General features: G+C 53.2%; 21 protein-coding genes. 10 read left to right on the forward strand and 11 right to left on the reverse strand.

Annotated elements, in window-relative coordinates; genetic code table 11:
* The first annotated feature begins 10 nt into the window (after window positions 1-10).
* Window positions 11-1081, forward strand: a complete 1071-nt coding sequence (locus ACE5LO_RS19115; RefSeq protein ID WP_375521596.1) for an anthranilate phosphoribosyltransferase — start codon at window positions 11-13, stop codon at window positions 1079-1081.
* Between the two features lie 126 nt (window positions 1082-1207).
* Here the strand turns inward: ACE5LO_RS19115 and nadA are convergent, their stop codons facing one another.
* The 3 genes from nadA to nadB all read right to left on the reverse strand — a co-directional run bounded on the left by nadA (window position 1208) and on the right by nadB (window position 4774).
* On the reverse strand, window positions 1208-2314 hold the full coding sequence (nadA, locus tag ACE5LO_RS19120) for a quinolinate synthase NadA (protein WP_375521597.1): 1107 nt from the start codon (window positions 2312-2314) through the stop codon (window positions 1208-1210).
* Window positions 2315-2375: 61 nt separating this feature from the next.
* On the reverse strand, window positions 2376-3206 hold the full coding sequence (gene nadC, locus ACE5LO_RS19125; RefSeq protein WP_375521598.1) for a carboxylating nicotinate-nucleotide diphosphorylase: 831 nt from the start codon (window positions 3204-3206) through the stop codon (window positions 2376-2378).
* Window positions 3188-4774: an L-aspartate oxidase gene (gene nadB / locus ACE5LO_RS19130; protein ID WP_375521599.1), complete on the reverse strand. Its 1587-nt coding sequence runs from the start codon at window positions 4772-4774 to the stop codon at window positions 3188-3190. The genes nadC and nadB overlap by 19 nt, the downstream gene beginning before the upstream one ends.
* Window positions 4775-4883: 109 nt before the next feature.
* On the opposite strand from nadB, the gene ACE5LO_RS19135 reads away from it, so the two are divergent.
* On the forward strand, window positions 4884-6020 hold the full coding sequence (locus tag ACE5LO_RS19135) for an IscS subfamily cysteine desulfurase (RefSeq protein WP_375521600.1): 1137 nt from the start codon (window positions 4884-4886) through the stop codon (window positions 6018-6020).
* Between the two features lie 26 nt (window positions 6021-6046).
* Window positions 6047-6586: a transcription repressor NadR gene (locus tag ACE5LO_RS19140; protein WP_375521601.1), complete on the forward strand. Its 540-nt coding sequence runs from the start codon at window positions 6047-6049 to the stop codon at window positions 6584-6586.
* A gap of 99 nt (window positions 6587-6685) precedes the next feature.
* Here the strand turns inward: ACE5LO_RS19140 and ACE5LO_RS19145 are convergent, their stop codons facing one another.
* The 3 genes from ACE5LO_RS19145 to ACE5LO_RS19155 all read right to left on the reverse strand — a co-directional run bounded on the left by ACE5LO_RS19145 (window position 6686) and on the right by ACE5LO_RS19155 (window position 12003).
* Window positions 6686-8047, reverse strand: a complete 1362-nt coding sequence (locus ACE5LO_RS19145; RefSeq protein WP_375521602.1) for an alpha-L-fucosidase — start codon at window positions 8045-8047, stop codon at window positions 6686-6688.
* Between the two features lie 2 nt (window positions 8048-8049).
* Entirely contained in the window at window positions 8050-9573 is a 1524-nt protein-coding gene (locus ACE5LO_RS19150; protein ID WP_375521603.1) for a DUF3502 domain-containing protein, read from the reverse strand.
* A 150-nt stretch (window positions 9574-9723) separates the two neighbouring features.
* Entirely contained in the window at window positions 9724-12003 is a 2280-nt protein-coding gene (locus tag ACE5LO_RS19155; protein ID WP_375521604.1) for a helix-turn-helix domain-containing protein, read from the reverse strand.
* Between the two features lie 472 nt (window positions 12004-12475).
* On the opposite strand from ACE5LO_RS19155, the gene ACE5LO_RS19160 reads away from it, so the two are divergent.
* The 3 genes from ACE5LO_RS19160 (at window position 12476) to ACE5LO_RS19170 (ending at window position 14941) form a co-directional block, all read left to right on the forward strand.
* A complete protein-coding gene (locus tag ACE5LO_RS19160; RefSeq protein ID WP_375521605.1) occupies window positions 12476-13402 on the forward strand; it encodes an ABC transporter permease in 927 nt (308 codons plus the stop codon).
* A gap of 36 nt (window positions 13403-13438) precedes the next feature.
* The gene (locus tag ACE5LO_RS19165; RefSeq protein WP_375521606.1) at window positions 13439-14317 is read left to right on the forward strand and encodes a carbohydrate ABC transporter permease; all 879 of its coding nucleotides are present in this window, start codon (window positions 13439-13441) and stop codon (window positions 14315-14317) included.
* 132 nt (window positions 14318-14449) lie between these two features.
* A complete protein-coding gene (locus ACE5LO_RS19170) occupies window positions 14450-14941 on the forward strand; it encodes a hypothetical protein (protein WP_375521607.1) in 492 nt (163 codons plus the stop codon).
* A gap of 74 nt (window positions 14942-15015) precedes the next feature.
* Here ACE5LO_RS19170 and ACE5LO_RS19175 read toward each other — a convergent pair whose 3' ends face one another.
* Complete coding sequence (locus ACE5LO_RS19175) at window positions 15016-15888, reverse strand: sugar phosphate isomerase/epimerase family protein (protein ID WP_375521608.1); 873 nt, start codon at window positions 15886-15888, stop codon at window positions 15016-15018.
* A 276-nt stretch (window positions 15889-16164) separates the two neighbouring features.
* Here ACE5LO_RS19175 and ACE5LO_RS19180 point away from each other — a divergent pair, with 276 nt between their 5' ends.
* Together ACE5LO_RS19180 and ACE5LO_RS19185 are read left to right on the forward strand one after the other, a co-directional pair.
* Window positions 16165-17643, forward strand: coding sequence for an alpha-N-arabinofuranosidase (locus ACE5LO_RS19180; protein ID WP_375521609.1), 1479 nt, complete (start codon window positions 16165-16167; stop codon window positions 17641-17643).
* A gap of 18 nt (window positions 17644-17661) precedes the next feature.
* The gene (locus ACE5LO_RS19185; protein WP_375521610.1) at window positions 17662-17946 is read left to right on the forward strand and encodes a DUF6171 family protein; all 285 of its coding nucleotides are present in this window, start codon (window positions 17662-17664) and stop codon (window positions 17944-17946) included.
* A 57-nt stretch (window positions 17947-18003) separates the two neighbouring features.
* On the opposite strand, the gene ACE5LO_RS19190 is transcribed toward ACE5LO_RS19185, so the two are convergent.
* Window positions 18004-19044 carry a Gfo/Idh/MocA family protein gene (locus ACE5LO_RS19190; RefSeq protein ID WP_375521611.1) on the reverse strand — a complete coding sequence of 347 codons (1041 nt, stop codon included), beginning with the start codon at window positions 19042-19044 and terminating at the stop codon, window positions 18004-18006.
* A 213-nt stretch (window positions 19045-19257) separates the two neighbouring features.
* On the opposite strand from ACE5LO_RS19190, the gene ACE5LO_RS19195 reads away from it, so the two are divergent.
* Window positions 19258-19422, forward strand: coding sequence for a hypothetical protein (locus tag ACE5LO_RS19195; RefSeq protein ID WP_375521612.1), 165 nt, complete (start codon window positions 19258-19260; stop codon window positions 19420-19422).
* A 563-nt stretch (window positions 19423-19985) separates the two neighbouring features.
* Window positions 19986-20273, forward strand: a complete 288-nt coding sequence (locus ACE5LO_RS19200; protein ID WP_375521613.1) for a hypothetical protein — start codon at window positions 19986-19988, stop codon at window positions 20271-20273.
* A gap of 23 nt (window positions 20274-20296) precedes the next feature.
* On the opposite strand, the gene ACE5LO_RS19205 is transcribed toward ACE5LO_RS19200, so the two are convergent.
* From ACE5LO_RS19205 to ACE5LO_RS19215, 3 genes are read right to left on the reverse strand one after another with little or no spacing between them, the layout of a single operon-like run.
* The gene (locus ACE5LO_RS19205; RefSeq protein ID WP_375521614.1) at window positions 20297-21319 is read right to left on the reverse strand and encodes a metal ABC transporter substrate-binding protein; all 1023 of its coding nucleotides are present in this window, start codon (window positions 21317-21319) and stop codon (window positions 20297-20299) included.
* Window positions 21320-21366: 47 nt separating this feature from the next.
* On the reverse strand, window positions 21367-22260 hold the full coding sequence (locus ACE5LO_RS19210) for a metal ABC transporter permease (RefSeq protein WP_375521615.1): 894 nt from the start codon (window positions 22258-22260) through the stop codon (window positions 21367-21369).
* Window positions 22206-22913 carry a metal ABC transporter ATP-binding protein gene (locus ACE5LO_RS19215; protein ID WP_375521616.1) on the reverse strand — a complete coding sequence of 236 codons (708 nt, stop codon included), beginning with the start codon at window positions 22911-22913 and terminating at the stop codon, window positions 22206-22208. Before ACE5LO_RS19215 ends, ACE5LO_RS19210 begins: the two co-directional genes overlap by 55 nt.
* Between the last annotated feature and the right edge of the window lie 70 nt (window positions 22914-22983).

The following is a 22983-nucleotide window of genomic DNA, read 5'->3' on the forward strand; positions in this document are numbered from 1 at the left end:
GAGATTGGATATGAATATGGTTGAATTGCTGAAGGAAGTCGGACGCGGCAAGCGCGGAGCGCGGGATCTGACCTATGAGGAAGCCACGGCCGCCGCCCGCCTGATCCTCACACAAACAGCAAGTCCGGCCCAGATTGGCGCCTTTTTTACCGCTGAACGGATCAAGATCGAAAGCGTGGACGAGCTTAAAGCGTTCGTAGACGTATGCCGCAGCTTTGCGAACCGTTCCGGCGGCCGCGAAGGCATCGATTTCGCGGGTCCGTATGACGGGCGGACCTCGACGTTTATGGCTACTTTTGCCTCCGCATTTATTGTGGCGTCCTGCGGCCTGCCTGTCACGCTGCATGGCACCGAGCCACTGCCGCCGAAGCGGGGAATTACGATTCCGATGCTGCTTGGGGCAATGGGAATCGACGGCGCCCGCGTCCCGCGCCGCCAATCCGCGGCAGCTGCGGCTCTCACAGGGGTGATGTTCGTCTCCGCCGAGCAGGAATGTCCGCCTCTTGGCAGGCTGCGCCCGCTCCGGGAAGAGCTGGGGCTGCGAACCGTGCTGAATACGGCGGAGAAGCTGATTGATTACAGCTGCTCGCCTTATCTTGCATTCGGGGTATTCCACAACACCGTCTTTGAAAGAACCGCCAAGCTGCTCGTCAAGCTCGGCTACCGTAAAGCGGTCATCGTCCAGGGATGCGAGGGCTCCGAGGACCTGTTCATCGAACGCCCGACGCGGACTTATTTTGTGGAAAATGGAGAGACCCGGCTCGAACTGATCGATCCCGAAATGTTCGGCCTGGAAAGTGTCCCGCCCGAGCTGGCCTGGACACCGGCCCTCCAGGTCGAGGTGACGGAGCAGGTATTGCACGGCACCGGCCATATGGCGTTTACGAATCAGGCGCTGCTGAACAGTGCGGTGCGCCTTTATATCGGAGAACGTGTGCAATCGATCGAGGAAGGGATTTACACCTGTAAAGCCGCGCTCGAAAGCGGAGCTGCTTTGGACAGCTATCAACGGTGGAGAACCGCCATGCAGGGTAGCCAAGTGGCTGCCGCTCCCTCCGCTACTACACGCTTGCTCAGCTAAGGCATGGCATGAAAAAAAATGGCTGCCTCCAACCCTTTGAAAGGTTGGAGCAGCCATTTTTCTGTTATACACATACAGCCTCGTTCTAGAGAATCCCACGGCTTTAGTCGTGTGGAGTGTCAAATGTTATACAATATGGAGCATTTTGTCCAAAGCCATCACGGCTTCGCGTTGGATGTGAGCCGACACTTTTACAATTCCTGCCGGTTCTCCCTGGTCAATGGACTCAAGCGACCACAGGAGATGAGGAAGGTCGATACGGTTCATGGTCAGGCATGGACACATGTCGGGATTGAGAGAAACAATGTGCTGTTCGGGGTGCTCGCGGATGATTCTTTGCACAAGGTTCATCTCCGTGCCTACCGCCCATTTGGTGCCTGGCGCCACATTGCGGATCGTCTCGATGATGAACTTGGTCGAGCCTGCGCAATCCGCCAACTGCACCACTTCATGCGCACATTCCGGGTGCACGATGATCCGGACCTCAGGGTCCAGATCTCTTTGCCTGAGGACATTTTCCACGGTAAACTTCTCATGAACGGAGCAGTGCCCTTTCCATAAAATAACTTTGATAGTTTCCGGTTCTTGATCCGTCAGCAGCCTGTTCTCATGCGGGTCCCACACCGCCATCTGCTCCAAGGGCACGCCCAAATCATAAGCGGTATTCCGTCCCAAGTGCTGGTCCGGCAGGAAGAGGATCCGCTGTTTCTGCTTAAGGGCCCAATCCACTATTTTGCTGGCATTGGAAGACGTCACGGTTGCTCCGCCGTTTCTCCCGACAAAAGCCTTGATCTCTGCTGTAGAGTTCACATAGGTTAAAGGCAGGATTGTGTCTCCGAACAGGGTCTGCAGCTCCTGCCACGCTCTCTCCGTCTGCATGATATTGGCCATATCCGCCATGGAGCATCCAGCCCGCATATCAGGCAGGATGACCGTTTGCCCTTTCGAGGTCAGCATATCGGCCGTTTCCGCCATAAAATGGACTCCGCAAAATACGATATATTCAGCCTCCGTATTCAGCGCGGACTGTTGTGCCAGTTGCAGTGAGTCGCCGGTAATATCGGCGAATTGAATGACTTCGTCCTTCTGATAATGGTGGCCGGGGATGAGCAGCCTTTTGCCGAACTTTTCTTTTAATGCGGCAACCCGCTGCTCCATCTCGGCTGTCGATATGTGCTTATAATGCTCAGGCATCATTCCGTGCTGCCCGTTCAACGCTTCCAGAATAGACATTGTTCAACCATTCCTCTCCCATAGATTTTAAGTCACACCTTGAGTTTTCAAATCACACCAGTTATATTTTCACATCCATACTGATATCAAGACTCTGCACCGAATGCGTCAAAAAGCCGAGCGAAATGCAGTTCACTCCCGTCCCCCGGAACAAAGGCAGGCTGTTCGGGGTAATGCCACCCGAAGCCTCTGTCACGATATGCGACGGGGTAAGTGCTGCGAATGTGCGGACCGTGTCCGGCGGGCAGTTATCAAACATGATGACATCCGCGCCTGCCTCAATCGCTTCCCGGAGCTGCTGCTCATCCTCGATTTCCACCTCGATCTTGACCATATGCCCCGCAGTGCTGCGGACTTTGGCAACGGCTTCCCGGATGGAGCCGCAGGCGGCGATATGGTTATCCTTAATCATGATGCCATCATAGAGTCCGAAGCGGTGGTTATAACCGCCGCCAATGCGGACAGCGTATTTTTCAAGCATTCTTAGACCGGGAGTGGTCTTCCGGGTATCACAAATGCGGATGCTTGAATCATTGAGCCGGGTTACACACTCCCTTGTCAGCGTCGCAATACCTGACATGCGCTGAATGAGATTCAGCACGACCCTTTCACCCGTCAGAAGCGCCGCCGCGCTACCTTTTAATTCAGCAATAACGGTGCCGGGAGCGAGTGCATCCCCGTCTCTCCTGCACATTTCCACTTCGATGTCCGCATCGCACAGCGCAAAGCCTTCCCGGATCACATCGCTGCCTGCAAAGATGCCGCTGCCCTTGCTGTGAATAACAGCTTCACAGACCTGATCCTCGAAGATCAGGGAAGACGTCAGATCACCGCTCCCGATATCCTCAGTGAAAAAAGCTTCCAGCATGCGTTTCAGCTGTAAACGTTCCATGATTGAGCAATCCCTTCATTTTCTCTGATTTGTATGCCGTTCCGGCTGTGAATGATTTGTTTCCCTTTCCAGCCCGCATCATCGGTCACAGGAAAATCGGTCCGATAATGGGCACCCCTGCTTTCTTCACGCAGCAATGCAGAGGCTGTAACGAGCTTGGCGAGCTGCCATAGATGAAGGCGTTCAAGCTGTTCTTTTGTGATCTTTTGCACATGAATGGGGTCGGTCTGCACTTCATGTAGCCGGCTGTACAGGACTTGAAGCTCTTCCCCGCTCCTGTGGATGGACACAGACTCACTCATGCGCTGCTGCAGCTCGTCAAGCGCGAGACGAGGCACATCGTAGCAGCCATACCTTTCCTGCACCGGAAGGCTGAGCATGCCCTTATCCGTATTCCGGGCAGGAACTAGCCGTGCAATCTGCTGCGCCGCCCGCTCACCCATGACCAAAGCTTCCAGCAGCGAGTTGCTGGCCAGCCGGTTGGCTCCGTGCAGACCCGTGCAAGCGGCCTCACCTATTGCATACAAGCCTGGAACAGCGCTCTCGCCCCATTCGTTTACACGGATGCCTCCCATTAGAAAATGCATACCCGGAGCAACCGGAATACGGCCCGCGCGGATATCCACTCCCGCAGTCTCACACAGGCTTGATATCGTCGGGAAACGTTCTGCAAAATGGCTGCAACCGCTGATATCGATATACAGTGAATGCCCGTGCCGGATTTCCTCATGCATCACCCGGGCTACCACATCCCGCGGGGCAAGGTCACCCATCGCATGGCGCCCGCTCATGATTCGCCTGTCGTTTTCATCCCGGATCACCCCGCCCTCACCGCGTACCGCCTCGGAAACAAGCCCATAGCAAACCTCCTCATGAACGAGCAGAGTCGGATGAAATTGAATGAATTCCAGGTCCGTAAGCTCGGCGCCTGCCTTATAAGCCATCATCAGGCCGTCGCCCGTCAAGGTCGCATCATTGGTATGGCGGCTGAACAGACTGCCGCAACCTCCGGTCGCAATGATAACGGCATCCGCCCTCATCTCGAATAACCCCGTTTTCTCATGGCTGGCAAGCACTCCCGTGCATCTGCCCTGCTCCAGCAGCAGCTCATACACCGTGACTTGTTCCATCACCCGGACATTCTCTTGCAGACGCCCCGCCAGATGCTGCACCAGCATTTTACCTGTAGCGTCCCCGCCTGCATGAAAGATCCGGTTCCTGTGATGTCCCCCTTCCCGACCAAGCTGCGGCTCACCCTGCTCATCAAGGTCAAAAGGAAAACGCTGCTCCAGCAGCCGTTCAATCAATCGTCTGCCATCCTTAATGATACTGGCGGCCACAATAACGTCATTGTGCCCGCCCCCGGCAGCGAGCGTATCGGCCAGATGTTCAGCCGCCGAATCTCCCGCCTGATAGAAGGAAGCAATGCCCCCCTGTGCCAGCATGGAATTGCTGCGGCCTGTTGTGCTCTTCGTAAGCAGCGTTATCTGTATATCCTCAGACAGCGCTGTGGCAAAGGACAGGGCCGCAGCTCCGCCTCCAATCACAATCACCGATGGTGAAGACATAAAAACACCCCTTGTCGTTACATGTGTCTTGACACATATATTTACACATCCCTACAATAAACTCAAGGCTTTTATTTCACATTTAACTTCCATATTGAGGAGAGATGACATGATCTATCTCGACTATGCCGCATCGGCCCCGATGAGCGATGAAGCCATGCAGGTGTTTCATGAACTGAATCAAGAAGTCTACGGAAATGCCAGCAGCCTTCACGATGCAGGAGGGAAAGCCGAGCATATCCTTAAATATTGCCGCAGACAGCTTGCCGGCCTGATTCATGGGCATGAGGATGGAATCTATTTTACAAGCGGGGGCACGGAATCGAATATACTTGCCCTGCAATCCGTATTAAACGGATTGCCCGCAGCACGACGGCATTTTGTTACCACCTCGGTGGAGCATTCATCCATCCGCAATCTGGTATTTATGCTGCAGAGTCAGGGCTGGGATATTTCCGTCATGCAGCCGGACAGCAGTGGACGGATCACCCCTGAAATTCTGCTCAGCCATGTAAGGGAAGACACAGGACTCGTCTCCATACAGCACGCCAATTCGGAAACCGGCATTATTCAGGACTTGCGGGAGCTGTCGCCGATTCTAAAAAAGCGTAATATCCTCCTGCATACCGATGCGGTTCAAACCTTTGGCAAAATACCTGTTCACGCGGATGAGCTGGGCTTCGATGTGCTCACAGTATCCAGCCACAAGGTTTACGGCCCGAAAGGCGTGGGCGCCGTGTATATTCGCCCTGGAGTCGAATGGAAGCCACTCTACCCCGGAACGACGCACGAAAAAGGCTTCAGGCCGGGCACGGTCAACGTTCCGGGCATCGGCGCTTTTGTGACAGCAGCCGCCGCTATGGCCGGACAAATGAAGGAGCTCTCGTTGCATTTCCATGAATTAAGATCACATCTGTTCACAGAGGGGCAACGGCTCGGCATCCCTTTGCAGCCTGTTGTGGACGAAACCCGCGTACAGGTGCTGCCTCACATTGCAGGCTGCTATTTTCTGAGAGCCGAAGGACAGTATATAATGTTAGAATGCAACCGCAACGGAATATGCATATCCGCCGGAAGCGCATGCGCCGCAGGACAGCAGGAGCCCTCTCCTTCCGTCAAGGCTTTGGGGGCGTCGGACCAGGAGGCTCTGCGTTTCATACGCATCTCTTTCGGGCAGCATACGACTCTGCAGGAAATTGACTCACTCCTGAACACCCTGCATGAAACGGCGATCAGCAAGCTATAGCCTGTTACGAGGAGGAATTAAAATAGATGAACGGAGAAATTAAGCTAAACGGTACGGAGCGAAGAGAGAAGCTGCTGCAATGGCTGAAGGAGCATTCCCCGCTTACTGGCAGCGAGCTGGCCCGCAGGGCATCTGTGTCGCGCCAGGTTATTGTGCAGGATATTACGCTGCTCAAAGCGAGGAATGAACCGATTATGGCAACAAGCCAAGGTTACATGTATCTGGCACAGCCTGAGGCATCCGAAAGGCCTGTCGAACGGATTATTGCCGTCCAGCACGGCCCCGAACGGACGGAGGAAGAGCTGCAGCTGATTGTTGATTACGGAGTCACTGTGAAGGACGTCATTGTCGAGCACCCGGTCTACGGCGAAATTACAGCTCCCATTCTGGCCTCCACCCGCCAGGACGTTCATGAATTTATTCTGCGCATCACTTCCACAAACGCATCGTATTTGTCGGAGCTGACCGGTGGCATCCATCTTCATACGCTGACTGCGCCGGATCAGGAACGGATTGAGCAGGCATGCCAAGCTTTGGAACGTGCCGGTTTTCTGCTGACTGACTAGCAAAAATGGACAGCTCGTTCTTCCTTCAACGGAAAGCTGTCCATTCTTTCTTATCATCCCCCATCTTTCCCCTGATTCACATTTTTTCTCCCTGAATCGTTACTGACCGTCGGCATAGACGGATGTCCCGCGCGTCCTGGCCCAATCGGCAATCCGGGAAGGATCGCCCGTCCAGAGACGCTCACGCCCCCATTGGGTCGTCTCCGGACGACTCTCGCATTCGATGCGGATCACCGGGAACAATTCGGTCGGTCGTTCCGACGGCAATCCCTCGATCCAGAGTACATCGCCGTCCTGCCGAAACGTAAGCTCCTGTCCCGTCGTCAGCAGCGTCACGCGGGTCACGGGCGTGACGAGATCCGCCAATCTCAGTACAGGTCTTCCATCCCAAAACCGGATAATGAGATACAGATGATTGCCTTTCATCGTCTGCCGTCCATACGTGATGAACTCGGTCAGATTGCCGCCGTCCGAGCCGTAGATTGCCTCGCCGTGAACCTCCAGCCATTGTCCGATCTTGAGTGCCCGTTCCACGAATGCCGGCGGCAGCTGTCCGTCCGGCTGCGGCCCGACGTTGAGCAGCAAATTCCCACCGTCCATTCCGCCTTTCTCGGCACACTCACACAGCATGTCGAGCAGGATGTCGGCAGGACGCCATCGTTCGCCGTTCGTATAACCCCACAGCCGCCATGTCGTCACCTGGCTGGATTCCCAGAGCCTCTTCCGGTCCGGTTCGATGACATGCTCCGGTGAGCCGAAGTCGCCGAGCACCTCGGAATCTCCCGATCCGCCGCCTCCGTCTGCATGCAGCTTCTCCTCCTCGGACAGCCCGAGACGATTGTTGACCAGAATATCCGGTTGAATCGACTTCATCCGCTCTACCAGCTTGATGCTGTCCAGATCTTCGGCGGTTCTCGGCCACACACCGTCGAAAAAGAAATGATCGATGCGCCCGTATTTCGTGACCAATTCCTCCACCTGGGCGTGCAAATACCGCTTCATGTCCTCCCAGCCTTGCGGATCCTTTTTCGGTCCGTCGAAGTAAGCCGGAATCCGCCAATCGATCCAGGAATAATATAAGCCGACCCGAAGACCCTCGGCCCGGAACGCGTCGGTGAACTCCCGCACCAGATCCCTGCCGGGCGCCTGCTTCGCGCTCGAGTAGTCCGTCGTGGCCGTATCCCATAAGCAATATCCATCATGATGCCGTGTCGTTAAGCAAGCGTATTTCATGCCCGCCTTGCGGGCCGTGTAAGCCCACAGTTCGGCGTCAAAAAACTCCGGGTTCCACTCGCAGGCCTTGCTCGCATATTCGGACTGGTCCAGATGCTCCCGGAACAACACCTGTTCACCGCGCCCGTATCGGGCATATGGCCCAAAATGAATGAACATGCCGTATCGGCTTTCCGTAAACCATTGCCATCCTTCCCGGATGACTGGCTCTGGCTCCTGAATGGTCATTTTCAATGTCCTCCTTGACCGGCTCTCCACTCATCGAATTGCCGTTTATATTCCGCCACAACCTCGTCGAGACCGGCTGCTTTCATCGCGGCGAGCATGTTGTCGTAGCCGTCCTCATATTTCACGACCCCTTGCATGACCGGATAGACGCTCGTCTTCAGCTCAGCGATGCAGTTGGCGTATTGGGAAGCGACGTTGGTCGGATCAAAGGTGAAGCCGATCGCAATGCTGTTCACGGCATCGTCGGCAATCGTCGTGCGGCGTTCCAGCCGTGCTGAATCAATGTTCGTCGGATACCTATTCATTTGAACGTGGCCGAGCAGCCAGTACGGCAGCTCATAAGCCGGGGAGCCGTTCTCGTTCTTGGCGAGATAGTCTTTGGTGTTCTTGCCGGTATCCTTCCAATGCACATCCTTCACGCCGTTCTGCACGAGATCCATGTTCTCCTGGCTGCTGTATACCCAATTCAAAAATTGAATGGCGGCTTCCGGATGCGGAGAGGTGGCCGATACCCCGTTGGAATTCCGGATCGCGTAGGCTCTGAACTTTGGCTGATCAGCCAAATAGTAAATGTCCAGCTTGGCGTCCGGGAACGTCTGCAAAATGGCATCGCTTGTGCCGACATCCCCCGGACGGTATAGATAACGCCCGGCCAGTTCCTCCTGGTTGATGACTTCCGTCGGCGTCGTCAGCAGATCGCTCATGATTAGCCCGCGCTGATAGGCCTCGTTCATGTACTGCACATCTTTTTTGAACTCCCCGGTTTCAAGCCAGGACTTCACATTCCCCTGCTGGTCAATGTAAATCATGTTATCAGTCACGGTAAACGGATAGGTGTCGTACGTCGTATGCAGGAAGTAGGCAGGTTCCTCCAGCATTTTGATATACACGTTCTTGTTGTCCTGCGGCCAGTTCTTCTGCAGCGTCTCCGCCGTATTCAGCAATTCCGCCGGCGATGTGGGAGGCTTCAAACCGTTCTTCTCGAGCAAATCCGTCCGGATCGTAAACATACCGTCGTTAAAAGCGGTATCTGCCCAAAAGTTGGGCACGTAGCTGATCTTACCGTTGATTTTCGCAGATTCCCAGATCCAGTCCGGCATAGATTTTTTTAACTCGCTGCCATACTGATTCAGCAAATCGTCGATCGGAATGATCCCGCCGTTGCCGGCAAGCACCGTCGGCCCTTTCACATCGTGCATGATGGCGATCAACTCGAACTCTTCCCCCGTCGACATCATGAGGTTCGTCTTCTGATCCCATGCGTCCCAGGCAATGTACGTCGGCTCGTACGTAAGGTTTAGACCGTCAGCCGCAAGCTTTTCGTTTATCGCCTTGACCACCGTGTCCAAATCCTGCGGTGCGTTGCCCGGAAGCAAATACCGGACCGGCAGCTTGTCTCCGCCGCTGTTCTCCCCGCTTGCCGGGCCGTTCTTCCCGCCGGCATTACCTCCACCGGAGCAGCCAGCGATCACGGAAACGATGAAGAGCGCGGTTAACCATCGCGCTAGTGCTTTCATTTTTTTCATGCCTGTTCCCCCTGACTTGAAGTAGTATTGTCCTGTGGTTACGGTACGATTTCTATCTTAAGAAGACATTGGGAACGGCGCATACTTCAAAATGATGGATTCCGCCATTTTAAACACTTGGAATGCGAGTTCAAAAAGTCAGGTTACCTGTCACTGCGCTTGTTTCTTCTCCATTGCATGCTGGCTTCGGAACTGGGCCGGGGATATCTGGTAATGTTTTTTGAACAGCGTATAGAAATAGGTCGTATTCAAGATGCCCACCTGCTCGCTGATCGATTGCACCGACTGCTCGGTGCTCGCGAGCAGCTCTCTCGCTTTTTCCAGGCGGACGGCATTCAGGTAATCATTGAACGACAGCTCGCAGTGCGCCTTGAACAGCTTGCCGACATAGCTGCGGGACAGCTTGACCTCGCCCGCCACCTGCTCAAGCGACATATCCGGCCGCGCATAATACTTGCGCACATACATCTGAATGAAATCCACGACCTCGGCATGCCGGACCACGCCCGCTTCCTCGGACAGGCTGCATAGCCGCAAGGCGAGCTCCTTCAAGGCATCCGCCGTTTCCGGGAGCGTCTGAAAGCGGGTAATCCGCCGTGTGAAGTCAAGGAAGAGCTCCGCGCTCTCCCGGTTTTTCACGGTATGGACATTGAGCTGCTTGTACAGCACGCCGATGAATTGATTGATGAAGAACATCACTTCATGGTACGTGTAATTCCGGATTTCCTTAATCCACAGCTCAATTTCTTTCTCCAGCTTATCCCGCTGCTGCAGCTTGATCGCCTCGATGATGCGTTTCTCCCGCTTGTCCGGATACTGCGCGTCGGAGCCTTCCTTTTCCGTGGCGGCTACCAGGTCGCAGTGGAACAGCCTGCCCTTGCCTTCGAAAAACCGCTGGCGGAAGCAGGACTGGGCGTAATCGAACGATTCGCGCAGTTCGTCATACGTCTGTGCGGCCGTGCCGATGCCAACGGTGACGGACACGCGGAGCGTGCGCAGAATCTCGCCCTGCAGTTCCTCCAGCATGCCGACTATACCGATCGGTAGCCGATTCTGCTTGATAGGCAGGATGATCGCCACGATGCCTTCGCCGACCGCGGCCACGCTTGCTCCCTCCGGCTCCAGCATCTGCTGGGCCGCCCGGGCGACGGTGGCGCAGGAATACGATTGTACTTCCTCATTCTCGCCCCCGGGCGAGCCGTCCAGGGTATCGAGGAGCAGGGCCACAGCCAGGAAATACGGCCCCCTGCCATCCCCGGCCAGACGGCGGAATGCCGTCTCATCGCCACCGGTCAGCAGTTGCAGCACATGGGCCTGACGGGCAACGGAAGCCTCGGATTCCATCGACCGCATCCTCTCCGTCATTTCCGTGTAGGTTGTAACCAGTATGGCGAATTCGTTGATTTGCCGCCGATTCCCCTTCATTTTCGGAATGGCGCTTATTTTCTCCAGCAGATGGCGAATCGGGTTGTACGCATGGTGTGTCAGCCAGACCGACAGGAAGATGCTTACGGCGAAGCAGGCCAGAGCGAGTACCAGCGCCGCCGTACGTAAAGCCTGCATGTTGAACAGCAGATTTTGATATTGGCTTACGCTGATAAACGTCCAGTTCATTTCCTTGGATTTGACGTACGTGACGACGCTCTTGCGGCCGTCAATGGAGCGGGTGAAATAGCCGCTCTCCGCAGCGGATGAAAGAATGGACTGCACATAGGACTCTTGAGAGACATCCTCCATAAAGCGGGCCCGGTCCGAATGGGTAATGATCGTCCCGCTGTCGTCAATGACGTACAGGGAATCCGCCGCTTCGTTCTGATACCCTCCAATAAGCTTCTGTATGGTGGAGGTGCTCATGTTGATTACAATGGCGCCTTTGGAGTTCACGGGCGAATAATAGCTTGGAAGGAGAACGAAGGTAATGACATCCTCGCTCTGGTTAGAGGAATTGGCGGCCGAGATCCGGCGCGGAAACAGGTGGAAGTAGGAAGTGTTCTTGCTGTTGATCTCCTCCAGCAGCTTCTTCTCCTGTTCTTTGGTAATCCCCTTCGTATTGAGATACGTGTTATTCGAACCGTTATAGATCCCGATCGAATGGATGAAAGGATAGGTCGACTGAATTCGGTTAAGGGTGCCGAACACTCCGTACTGCCTGACGGGATCACTCTCTTTGTCCAACAAGACGCCCACGATTTCCTTATCACTGAGCAGAAGATTGCCCACATTATAGACCTGGTCGCGGATCACGCTGGACACAGCGCTGTTCTGCTTCAGCATCGACTCGGAAATTTTCCCTACCTCTTTCGCGGTGCTCCAGGAGAACATCATGAACAGGACGACGGTTACGAGGGCAATCATGGCTGCCGTAAGCAAAACAAAACTGAGAAACATGTTGCGGTACACCGCATAACGGAACAATCGCTGCCGGATCATATTCTCCCTCCTTGCCATTTGGTCATCATCTTGAAGCATCAGCTTCGATCTGCATTCAACCAAAATCGCTGTCGTCATATGATATATATATGTAATATACATGTCATTTTAATGACGTTATCTCACCATCGGATACGCCGGGATCAGATCTGTATTTTATTTCATATTACATTTGCAGCAGGCATTCATCAATATGAAAACGCATTCTTATTTTTCGAAGCCTTTCTTCCAACCATTGGAGGCAACAGCTAAAAACCTTATAAAACCAGTCTTTTTCCGCTATTCTCCTCCAGAGAACGCTGTGCTGAGTACTAAAATTTGAAGTTTTTGCCCTTTTTTAAAGTCCCCCTCCTGCCTTCCAATCCGTACAAACCTCATTTTCATAGTTTACGGGCCACGGCAACTCTTTTTACACTCAAAACAGAACTGCTGACGCCTGCAGCCCCTATCATTGATGAAAGGATGTGCCCCCATGAAAAAAAGCCACTCCAGCTTTCTGCGTGAAATCCGCTCGAACGGTTCCGCGTATCTGCTTATCGTACCGGCCGCCATCTATACGCTGGTCTTCGGCTATTTCACGCTCCCGTACATGCTCATTGCGTTTCAGAAATTCAACTTCAGGACCGGGCTCTTCAACTCGGAGTGGGTCGGCTTTGACAATTTCAGGTTTTTCTTCTCGTCTCCCCGGGCATGGGAAGTCACCTTCAATACGTTGAAGCTCAACTTCCTGTTCATTATCGTCGGCACACTGGGAGCCATGGCGCTGGCTATTCTTTTCAACGAGCTGCGCAGTCGCTGGTTTTCGCGAGCGACCCAATCCACGATTTTGTTCCCGCATTTCTTGTCCTGGGTCATCGTCAGCTACATCATTTACAGCCTGCTGTCGACCGACTACGGCATCCTGAACCGGTTTCTGGCGTTCTTCCATATCGATCCTGTCAACTGGTATGCCTCGCCGCAATATTGGACCTGGATTCTGACGATCACCGCGGTCTGGAAGGACCTCGGGATGAACCTTGTCATCTATCTGGCCGCGATTACCGGCATCGATGACAGCTATTACGAAGCAGGGCGGATCGACGGCGCCACCCGCTGGCAGCTTATCCGCCACATCACGATTCCGCTCATGCTGCCGACCATATCCATTCTGACCCTGCTGGCGCTTGGCAAAATCATGTACGGAAGCTTCGACATGATCTATGCCATTGTGAAGGACAACGGCCTCCTTTATCCGACCGTTGACGTCATCGACACCTATGTGTTCCGTTCCCTTCGCACAATTGGCAACCCTGCGCAAGCGATGGCTGTCGGCCTGTACCAGTCCGTGGTCGGTTTTATTCTCGTATGGGGCAGCAACAAAATCGTGAAGAAGGTGAACCCGGATCATGCGTTGTTCTAACATGAACCGGAAATGTCCTGAAAGGAGCGAAACCCGATGACGTCCAGACCCAGATGGTTCGACACCGTAAACGCCGTCCTGCTCGGCATCATCTCCATCCTGTGCATACTGCCAATGCTGCTGGTGCTGATGGTGTCCTTTACCGATGAGGCCAGCATCAAACAGTACGGCTACCAGCTGTTTCCGAGCCAGCTGTCGCTCGATGCCTACAAGCTGCTGCTGTTCGGCAGCACGCCGCTGTACCGGAGTTATATGATCTCGATCTTCGTAACGGTGGTCGGCACGCTCCTGGCTGTTGCCATTACGTCCATGGCCGGCTACACGCTGGCCGCCAGGCATATCCGTTACCGTCACGGGCTCGGGTTGTTCTTTTTCATCACCATGGTGTTCAACACGGGCCTCGTGCCCTGGTACCTGATCAACCTCCATCTCGGATTGAACAACACGATCTGGGCCTTGATCATTCCATCGCTGCTGTTCAACCCGTTTAACCTGTTTCTCGTGCGCAACTACATGTCCCGGATTCCGGCATCCCTCACGGAGGCCGCAAAGATCGACGGTGCCAGCGATTTCTATATCGCGTTCCGGATCTTCTTCCCCCTGAGCATGCCTGTCCTGGCCACGATCACGCTGTTCTATGGCATTGCCTACTGGAACAACTGGTTTAACGCCATCATGCTGGTGGACAACGAGAGGTTGTATCCGCTTCAGTACCTGCTGTTCAAGCTGAACTCCGAGATCAGCATGATCCAGCAAATGCAGAGCAGCGGCGCCATTTCCGGCAGCCAGACGCTGCCGCAGGAGTCGGTAAAGATGGCCACCGCCATTCTGACCATCGGTCCGGTGGTGCTGTTCTATCCGTTCCTGCAACGATATTTCATCAAGGGCCTGCTCATAGGCTCGCTGAAGGAATAGGTTGGCATTACAGTTTGTTGTAAATCCATCTGCGGGAAGGTGGCTTGCTGCAAAGAGGCCCTTTCATTGGTGCAACTGCAAGCATTGTGATATAATCCGGTTCATCACAAGAAAAAATATACCGGAGGCCTTATGCTAACGTTTGAGCAAAAAATCAGCATTCTTGAATCCTTCCCCGAGTTGGAACGAAAGGACGTCTCTCTGGGACGGATCAACTTTCACTATGAGAACAGCGCCTATGATAAAAAAACGGTCGTCCACCATCTGCATCCCAACGGAAATGGGTATGTATATGCAGGGCTTCTGCCGGAGTATAAGACAGATGCCAAAGGGCTCGTGAATATCCGCGATTTCGCGGCCGAGGAGTTGGAAACAATCGTACAGGCTTCGATTCGCTCGCTTTCGGGACAGAATCGCCCGGAACCGGAGGCTGCTGAATACACGTCCGTCTCAAGCACAGCCGGACAGACCTCTGTTTGGACAGATTCGGAGGGACATACTCTGAAGCTGATGCAGGAAGACGATATGTGGTATATTTACACTGGCGAAAGCATCGAAATGGTGTTCGAAGCACGCGACGAGGCCGAAGAATATTTGCGTGAAGAAGGCTTCTCTCTTTCCTGAACAGCAGCAAAAGCCGGAAGATCAGATCCTATAGAATCTGATCTTCCGGCTTTTTTCTGCAATCTGGCCAATCGTCAAGTTCGTTCTGCACTTCCTAAAGCTTCCGCCGCAACCGAGAGCTTTGCCGCCTCAGCCCGTGTGTCCTCAACAAATGTCTTGCAAACAGCCATTTCCTGCTCGCCCGCATGTTCCATAATAATGTGGACCTCCGGCTTATACTGCTGCAGAAGGCTCATGTACAACGGGTAATTCATATCTCCCAGGCCCGGCGACACAGTGATAACCCATCCTTCCTCCGTAAGCTTGCGGTCCTTGGCATGACAGGCGATAATGCGCGTACCCAGCAGATCGAATGCTTCCCGGATGACCTCATCCTGTCTGTCCATGTTCCCCTCATGAAGCAAATTGCCGGGATCAAGCACCACCCCGATATGGGAGGAAGGCACCTGCATGAGAAGCTCATTCAGCTCCTGGGCGGTTCCGACGAGATGACCGTTTGCAGCCTCCAGGCCGATAAACACGCCCCACTTCTCTGCCTCTTCAGTCAGCTCCTGGATCGTCTCGCGTAAAATAATCCGGTCCAGTTCATTGTATTTCCCGTCCGGATGGGTGCCTGTCTCCGCCGCCACCATCGGTGCCCCGAACAGATGCGCATACCGAATTAACTCCTTAAAGCGTTCCTTGTTCTCCCGCAGCACCACGGGATCGTGGTGGAAAAAATGCAGATAGCAGCCCAGAACGGATACCGTCACACCATGCTTGCGGAATTCCTCGGCCATGGCCATAACCAGCCCCGGACTAAGCCGGCCGGGCTTCGTAAAATCCGCGTCGTTGACCGCTTTCCACAAGGCCAGTTGAATATGGGTGAAGCCTGCATTCCCGATTTTGGCGGCCAATTCCCGATAAGGCAGGCTGCCGAATAAATGAGCTAATATACCAACAGACATGCTCTTCATCTCCTTTGAGGACATTTTCAGCTTTTTCAACTAACTTCAGTTTAACGCCAAAAAAGACTTTTTTGTTGGTTCCGCTTACAAAAGTCTGATTTTTGTTGGTTTTCTGCTATTTTTTCATTGCAAATCGGCCATGGAGTGATAAGATAGGAATGTGATTCGCATATATGTTATTCATAAATATTTTTATTAAATTAATTACTGCTGCGAGTTACTTTGCAATCGTTTTCTCCATTCATTTTAGGTCACATTAAAAAGGAGATGAGAGCTTTGAGCAAGCTTATTATTAACGCAGATATTAACAAAGGAACGATCAACCGCAACTTGTATAGCCATTTTGCCGAGCATCTCGGACGCTGCATTTATGAAGGGATCTGGGTTGGCCATGACTCCCCCATTCCCAATACGGAGGGCATGCGCAATGACGTGATCGAAGCGCTGCGCGCCCTGCAAATCCCTGTTCTGCGCTGGCCGGGGGGCTGCTTTGCCGACGCGTATCTGTGGAAGGACGGCGTAGGACCGTATGAGCAGCGTAAAAAAGTCGTGAATGTCCATTGGGGCGGTGTGGTGGAAAACAATCATTTCGGTACGCATGAATTTCTTCGCTTTTGCGAGCTCATTGATACGGAGCCATATATCGCAGGCAATGTCGGCAGCGGTACCGTCCGTGAAATGGCCGAATGGGTGGAGTACATAACCTTCGAAGGTGAATCGCCCATGACGGAATGGCGTAAAGCAAACGGCCGCGAAAAACCGTGGTCCCTGAAATACTTCGGCATCGGCAATGAGAACTGGGGCTGCGGGGGTAATATGCGGCCAGAGTATTATTCCGACCTGTACCGCCACTACTCTTCTTACGTCCGCAATTATGGAGATAATCAAATATTTAAAATCGCATGCGGGCCCAATACCGCAGACTATAACTGGACCGAGGTGCTGATGCGCGAAGCCGGCCATCTGATGGACGGCCTCAGCCTGCATTATTATACAACCCAGACCGACGAATGGAACAACAAGGGTCCTTCAACCGGCTTTGATGAACAGCTATGGTTCCAAACGTTCAAGCAGACCTTACGTATGGATGAGTTCATCGAACGGCATGACGCCATTATGTCCAAATACGATCCGGAGAAAAAAGTCGCCCTCATTGTGGATGAATGGGGAACCTGGTATGACGTTGAGCCAGGCACCAACCCCGGCTTCCTGTACCAGCAGAACACCCTGCGTGATGCACTGGTGGCGGCGGTGAACCTGAACATATTCCACAAGCACAATGACAGGGTGCAGATGGCAAACATCGCCCAGCTGGTCAATGTGCTGCAGGCCGTCATTCTGACTGAAGGCAACCGGATGCTCCTGACTCCAACCTATCATATTTTCGATATGTTCAAGGTTCATCAAGGCGCAGAGCGGGTGGATATGGCGCTGGATTCGCCGCGCTATGAGATGCACGGCGAGTCGATTGAGCAGATCAGCGCCTCAGCCTCGGTGGACGCCGAGGGTACAATGCATATTTCCCTCTGCAATCTGCACCATGCGGATTCCGCCCAACTGTGCTGTGAACTGCGCGGTACAGATGCCGCTGTGATCTCGGGCACCATACTGCAGGCCTCCGGTCTGGACGCCCATAATACATTCGATGAGCCTGAACAGGTTACCCCGGCTGAATTCCGTGACTTCCGGCAGGTGGATGGCAGCTGGCTCATCAAGTTGCCGGCCGCATCAGTCGTTGTGCTGAGCGTCAAATAAAGGCAGGTGGAGAGCAGCATGTCCATACTATCCGGAATGTCGCAGAACAGCAGCTTTTGCAAGGGCTGCACCGCAACCGTTCATATATCGGAGGAAGAAATCTCAAAGCTGTTCGGCAATGTTTCACGCGTCCGTTCCATCAAGCTCACCACCGAAGAGAATTACGAGCGGCGCATGCAGGCATGCCGGGCCTGCGAGGCCTTTCAATTCGGCACCACTTGCCGCTGGTGTGGTTGCCTGATGGAAATCAAAGCCAAGCTGCAGGCCTCCACCTGCCCTTCCCCTGCAGGAAGTCGCTGGTAAGAAAAACGGATTTAAAGCCTGCCCGGCACGATACCGGGCAGGCTTCATTTTAGCGGCTCACAGCTCCCGAATATCCACTTTTCGACCGCTTTTAGCGCTCTCGAGTGCGCCGAGCACCATGGCCATGCTTAAGCGGTTATCCCTGCTGTCCGTCTCCACCAAACGCCCCTCATCCAAAGCCCGGAACATTTCATCCAGACAGCCGTGATGAAATGTTTCCGGCAAATGAATACTGCTTACGTCCCCTTCCATGCGGGTATAACAGTTCATGAATTGCCCTTCAGCCTGTCCTTCCGGACTGACCACCTCCGCGTAGGGCATATCGGTCCCATTCCAGACAGCTGTTCCCTTCTCTCCCGTAATCCGCCATGAAGCCTGCCAGGATGTTGGCGCTCCCTCCGCACACCAGGACCCCCGATAGCTGAAGATGGAGCCGTCCGACATTGTAAAAGTACACACGGCCGCAGCATTCCCCTTGTACCAGGAGCCTGGAGGATTAAACTCCTCACAATAGACAGTTACGGGATCGGCTTCCAGAATACATCTGGCCTGATCGAAGGTATGGATCGCCATATCCAGCAGCAGCGGGCTGTCCATCGCATCCCTGAAACCCCCGAAATGAGGAGCAAGGAAGAAATCGGCGCATACAAGCCCAGGCCTGCCGATGGTTCCCTCTGCGATCAGCTTTTTGAGCGCTCGAAGACGGGGATCAAAGCGCCTGTTCTGCATCACGGCGTGCGACCTGTTAACTTGCTCTGCAAGACTGATCAATTCGCTGCACTGCTCCATCGTTTCAGCGAGCGGCTTCTCGGCAAATACATGGCAGCCATGCCGCAGCGCCACCGAAGCGATATCAAAATGGCTTGCCGGAATGGTGATGTCAAAGACCAGATTCGTCTCCGTCTGCTCCAGTGCTTCGTGCAAATCTGTAAACACAGGACAGTGAAGTCCGTGCTTTGCTTTCATGGCTTCAGCTGCTTCCCGGCGGATGTCCACCAGCGCGGCGATCTCCGCATCCGGACGCTGCCTGACGTAATCCATCCATACATTCGCCATGCTCCCGCACCCGGCAACAGCGATTCGATACTTGCTGCCCATTCTTTCCCCTCCCGCATATATGTCATCCGAGCTTGAGTATAGCAGGAGATGAAGACGGTTTCTTCCATGATCTTGCCCAAAAATAACGGAATATTGAGGTGGGGGGACCTTCAATTTACACAAAATTAAGCTGATTTTAAGGCAACCGACATTTTTCATTAAGGTTGTACATATATAATCACAATAACAAATGTTTCCGGGGGAGGGCTTAGGATGACGGATAGAGTGTATACTTCGTTGTGGATGACGCAATTTTTGAGAGGTACGGAACAGGAAAAGAAACAGCGGATCCAGGAAGCCGTGCGGAATCATGATATGGAATTGATCACCAGTATTGCTTTTCATCTTACACTGCGCAATCAGCAGCATTTATTATAATTTGCAAAACCGCGTAAACGGGAGCCCAATACAGTGGCCTCCCGTTTTCTGGCTGAAGGCTGACAGAGATTCATCTGCTGAATAGGTAAGGGGCTTGGAAGATAAGCAATTCGGCGCCCTTTTTTGCTTGACCCGTCTTGAACCCGAACTTTTTTCTAATCAAACCCTTATAATAAGAGCATAACGAACGTTAGCGGAGGCAAATCATGGACCAGACTGAAGACAACACGGCTCAGGAGAACTTCAAAGACATATCCATCATATTGATTACGAGCATATTGTTTTTTCTGATTTTTGTCGTCCCGCAATCATCTCAGTAGGCTCCGGCATCACGACTCCGGCAGTAACAGATTCACTCCCCTTCCATAAGGAAAATATTTCACTGGTTTCAGATAGAAATAAACAAATAAAGGAGGCGAACGGAATGGCCAGTTCAACCCGAAGCATTAATCTTGTTATATTTATTATTATCGCTTTAGCATTGATTTTCGGGGAACCGTCACCGGAACCTGCGGAAATTGTTATCCCGGGATGATCACAGAGCTTACGTGGGGGAAACAGCGATGGCCAATATGAAAAAGTGCAGAAACAACAAAAACGCAAATAATAATAACGCAAATAATAAAAACAATCCCCCCCTTATTTCCCAATTAACCCCACAGCAAATAGCAGTGATCGCAGGTTTGCTTTGTAATGCATTAACGGTGGATTCTGTCCTTGTCGATAAAGATCAGCGTCTGGAAATCGTACTAAGCGGCTCTTTAAGGAGACGAACCCGACTGGATCAGCTTTTGGATGAATTGGAGGGCACCACGCTGCTCGAATTTTTGGATGCTTTAAATAAACGATAATGCCTTCCATATGTTTGTCATCTTTATTCATTCAGCGCAGCAGTCAGAGCTTTAAGATTCTCCTGCATTACTGTAAGAAAATCACGATTATTCTTGATCTCGTCCTCAGTCAGCCCTTCCAACGGATTCAGTACAGCGGCCTTGGCACCAATCTCGGAAGCAATGGTCTCGGCTACTTTCGGATCAACCAGCGTTTCAAAAAAAATCGTTTTCACCTGATGCTCCTTAGCAAATTGCACAATCTGTGCCATCTGGTCCGGAGAAGGCTCCTGTTCGGGCGAAAGGCCGGAGATCGGCACCTGGGTCAGGCCATACTCTGTGGCAAGGTAAGCAAATGCGGCGTGCTGGGTGACAAATTCTTTGCTTTTTACGCCCGCAAGACCGTCACGGTAAGCCTGATCCAGCTCCTTAAGCTTGGAGATATAGGCGTCCGCATTGGCTTCATAATCGGCCTGATTGACAGGGTCCGCCTGGATCAGCACCGCCTTGATGGCCTCTACTTCCTTCTGGGCCAACACAGGACTCAGCCATACATGAGGGTCCAGCGCGTAATCATGGGAATGGCCTTCTTCCTCATGCGCGTGTTCCTCTGTCTCGTTGGCATGATCGTGTTCCCCACCTTCCTCAGCATGCTCTGCCTCCGTTCCTTCCATTAGATCTATACCGCTGGAGGCTTCCACTACAATACGCTGATCGTTATTCGTGCTGGCCAGCGCATCTTCCACCCAGGTCTCCACAATGCCGTTGTATACAAAGACATCCGCATCCTGAATCTGTGCCATGTCCTTGGCGCTTGGCTCCCAATCATGAGGCTCCGTGCCGACAGGCACCAGGGCTGTTACATTGGCATGATCCCCGGCCACTTGTCTGCTGAACTCGTACATCGGGTAAATTGTCGTTACAATATTCAGCTTGCCGCCGTCCGCTTCCGTCTCCGCATGATTTCCGGAACCGGAGGTCGCGCTGTCCGCACCGGAGCCGCAGCCTGCCAAGACAAGCGCCAATCCCGCACTAACCATCCATGTTTTTGCAAACCTCTTGTTCAAAACTTTCTCTCCCATCTTATGATTCTATCGTGGCGGAGCAGCTAACTTCACTGCTCAGGCACGTCTTTGGTGAAATTTGTAACCTGCTCATGAATTCTGGCCTGATCTTCCGGATTGCCGGCCGATTTGAGCTTGGCCAGCTTCAGAACCAGCCGCTTGATACCCGTTCCCAGAATCAACAGCAGCAGCAGGGCGAAAGCAATCGTGCCTCCAGGCGGTGTGCTGAATTCATAGGAGGCGGTCAGGCCAGTGAAAACGCCAATCAGGCCGATCCCCATCGCCAGAAAGATGGCTGTCGTGAAGCTGGGAGCGATCCGTATAGCCAGTGCCGCCGGCAGCACGATCAGCGATGAGACGAGCAGTACACCAACGATCGGCATGGCAGCCGCCACGACCATCCCGGTCAGGATGCTAAAGCCAAACGAAATCCAGTTAACCGGCAGCCCGTTCGTTTTCGCCGTTTCTTCATCAAACGTAATCTGATACAGCGGACGTCTGAAAAGAATGAAGAATACCGCAGCGGCAGCGGCTACAAAAAACATCAATTTAAGCTCTGTTGCATTAACCGCCACGACCGAACCGAATAAATAGGACGTAAAGCTTTTGTTGACACTCTGGTTGAGGCTCATCAGAATAACAGCTGTCGAAAGCCCGCCTACCATAATGATGGCGACGGATATTTCACTGTAGGTTTTATAGGAGCGTCGTACATATTCCACGATGATCGCCCCCAGAACCGCAACCGCAAAACCGCTCAAGGTCGGATTCAGCTTCAGATAGGCTCCGGCTGCCACACCGGCCAGCGAGACGTGGGACAGCATATCCGCCATCAACGCCTGCCTGCGCAGCATCAGGTAGACGCCAAGCACCGATGCCAGCAGCGCAATTATCCCACCGGCGTAAAATGCCCGCTGCATGAAGTCGTAGTGCAACATTTCCATCCGCCCTCCTCCTTTCTTTGCAGCTCGATGATGCGGTCCAGGTAACCCTGAACCTCCGAAAGTCCGTGAGTCACCATAACGACGGTTCTACCGTGCGCCTTTACCTGGTGATGCATCAATTCATAAAAGCCGTGGCGGCTTTGCTGGTCCATACCGGTAGTCGGCTCATCCAGAATGAGCAGATCCGGCTCCTGGGCGAGTGCCCGCGCAATACAGATCCGCTGCTTCTGCCCTCCGGACAGTTCACCGATTCTCCGGTATCGCAGGCCCCACATACCAACCTGCCGCAAGGCCTTCTCCGTCTGCTTATGATCTTCTTCCGTCATTCTGCGCAGCCAGGAGCCCTTCGTGTATCTGCCTGAACGGACGAACTCCAGAACTGTGCTGGGAAACCCTCCATTAAAGGCCGCGATCTGCTGTGACACATATCCGATCACAAGCTTCTTGCCCTCAGCATTGAGCGGAGAGCGAAACACCTTGCCCTTCCATGGCTGCAGCAGCCCGAGCAGCAGCTTCAGCAGCGTCGACTTGGACGCCCCGTTTGGTCCGGTGATAGCAACAAACTCGCCCGCATAAATTTCAATACTTGCATCCTCAAGTCCCGGAACATCGTTATAACCAAACACGACATTCTGTAATGATGCCAAAAGCATACAAATTCGCTTCCTTTCCAGCCATTCAATATTCCTGTAAATATTACGATCTATGTTAAAAAAAATAATA

The sequence above is a fragment of the Paenibacillus medicaginis genome, from assembly GCF_042138635.1.
GTDB classification, from domain to species: Bacteria; Bacillota; Bacilli; order Paenibacillales; family Paenibacillaceae; genus Paenibacillus; species Paenibacillus medicaginis.

Coding starts and splice junctions, on each gene's coding strand:
- ACE5LO_RS19115 (WP_375521596.1), top strand. CDS start 11: ATGAATATGGTTGAATTGCTGAAGGAAGTCGGACGCGGCAAGCGCGGA.
- nadA (WP_375521597.1), bottom strand. CDS start 2,314: ATGTCTATTCTGGAAGCGTTGAACGGGCAGCACGGAATGATGCCTGAG.
- nadC (WP_375521598.1), bottom strand. CDS start 3,206: ATGGAACGTTTACAGCTGAAACGCATGCTGGAAGCTTTTTTCACTGAG.
- nadB (WP_375521599.1), bottom strand. CDS start 4,774: ATGTCTTCACCATCGGTGATTGTGATTGGAGGCGGAGCTGCGGCCCTG.
- ACE5LO_RS19135 (WP_375521600.1), top strand. CDS start 4,884: ATGATCTATCTCGACTATGCCGCATCGGCCCCGATGAGCGATGAAGCC.
- ACE5LO_RS19140 (WP_375521601.1), top strand. CDS start 6,047: ATGAACGGAGAAATTAAGCTAAACGGTACGGAGCGAAGAGAGAAGCTG.
- ACE5LO_RS19145 (WP_375521602.1), bottom strand. CDS start 8,047: ATGACCATTCAGGAGCCAGAGCCAGTCATCCGGGAAGGATGGCAATGG.
- ACE5LO_RS19150 (WP_375521603.1), bottom strand. CDS start 9,573: ATGAAAAAAATGAAAGCACTAGCGCGATGGTTAACCGCGCTCTTCATC.
- ACE5LO_RS19155 (WP_375521604.1), bottom strand. CDS start 12,003: ATGATCCGGCAGCGATTGTTCCGTTATGCGGTGTACCGCAACATGTTT.
- ACE5LO_RS19160 (WP_375521605.1), top strand. CDS start 12,476: ATGAAAAAAAGCCACTCCAGCTTTCTGCGTGAAATCCGCTCGAACGGT.
- ACE5LO_RS19165 (WP_375521606.1), top strand. CDS start 13,439: ATGACGTCCAGACCCAGATGGTTCGACACCGTAAACGCCGTCCTGCTC.
- ACE5LO_RS19170 (WP_375521607.1), top strand. CDS start 14,450: ATGCTAACGTTTGAGCAAAAAATCAGCATTCTTGAATCCTTCCCCGAG.
- ACE5LO_RS19175 (WP_375521608.1), bottom strand. CDS start 15,888: ATGTCTGTTGGTATATTAGCTCATTTATTCGGCAGCCTGCCTTATCGG.
- ACE5LO_RS19185 (WP_375521610.1), top strand. CDS start 17,662: ATGTCCATACTATCCGGAATGTCGCAGAACAGCAGCTTTTGCAAGGGC.
- ACE5LO_RS19190 (WP_375521611.1), bottom strand. CDS start 19,044: ATGGGCAGCAAGTATCGAATCGCTGTTGCCGGGTGCGGGAGCATGGCG.
- ACE5LO_RS19195 (WP_375521612.1), top strand. CDS start 19,258: ATGACGGATAGAGTGTATACTTCGTTGTGGATGACGCAATTTTTGAGA.
- ACE5LO_RS19200 (WP_375521613.1), top strand. CDS start 19,986: ATGGCCAATATGAAAAAGTGCAGAAACAACAAAAACGCAAATAATAAT.
- ACE5LO_RS19210 (WP_375521615.1), bottom strand. CDS start 22,260: ATGGAAATGTTGCACTACGACTTCATGCAGCGGGCATTTTACGCCGGT.
- ACE5LO_RS19215 (WP_375521616.1), bottom strand. CDS start 22,913: ATGCTTTTGGCATCATTACAGAATGTCGTGTTTGGTTATAACGATGTT.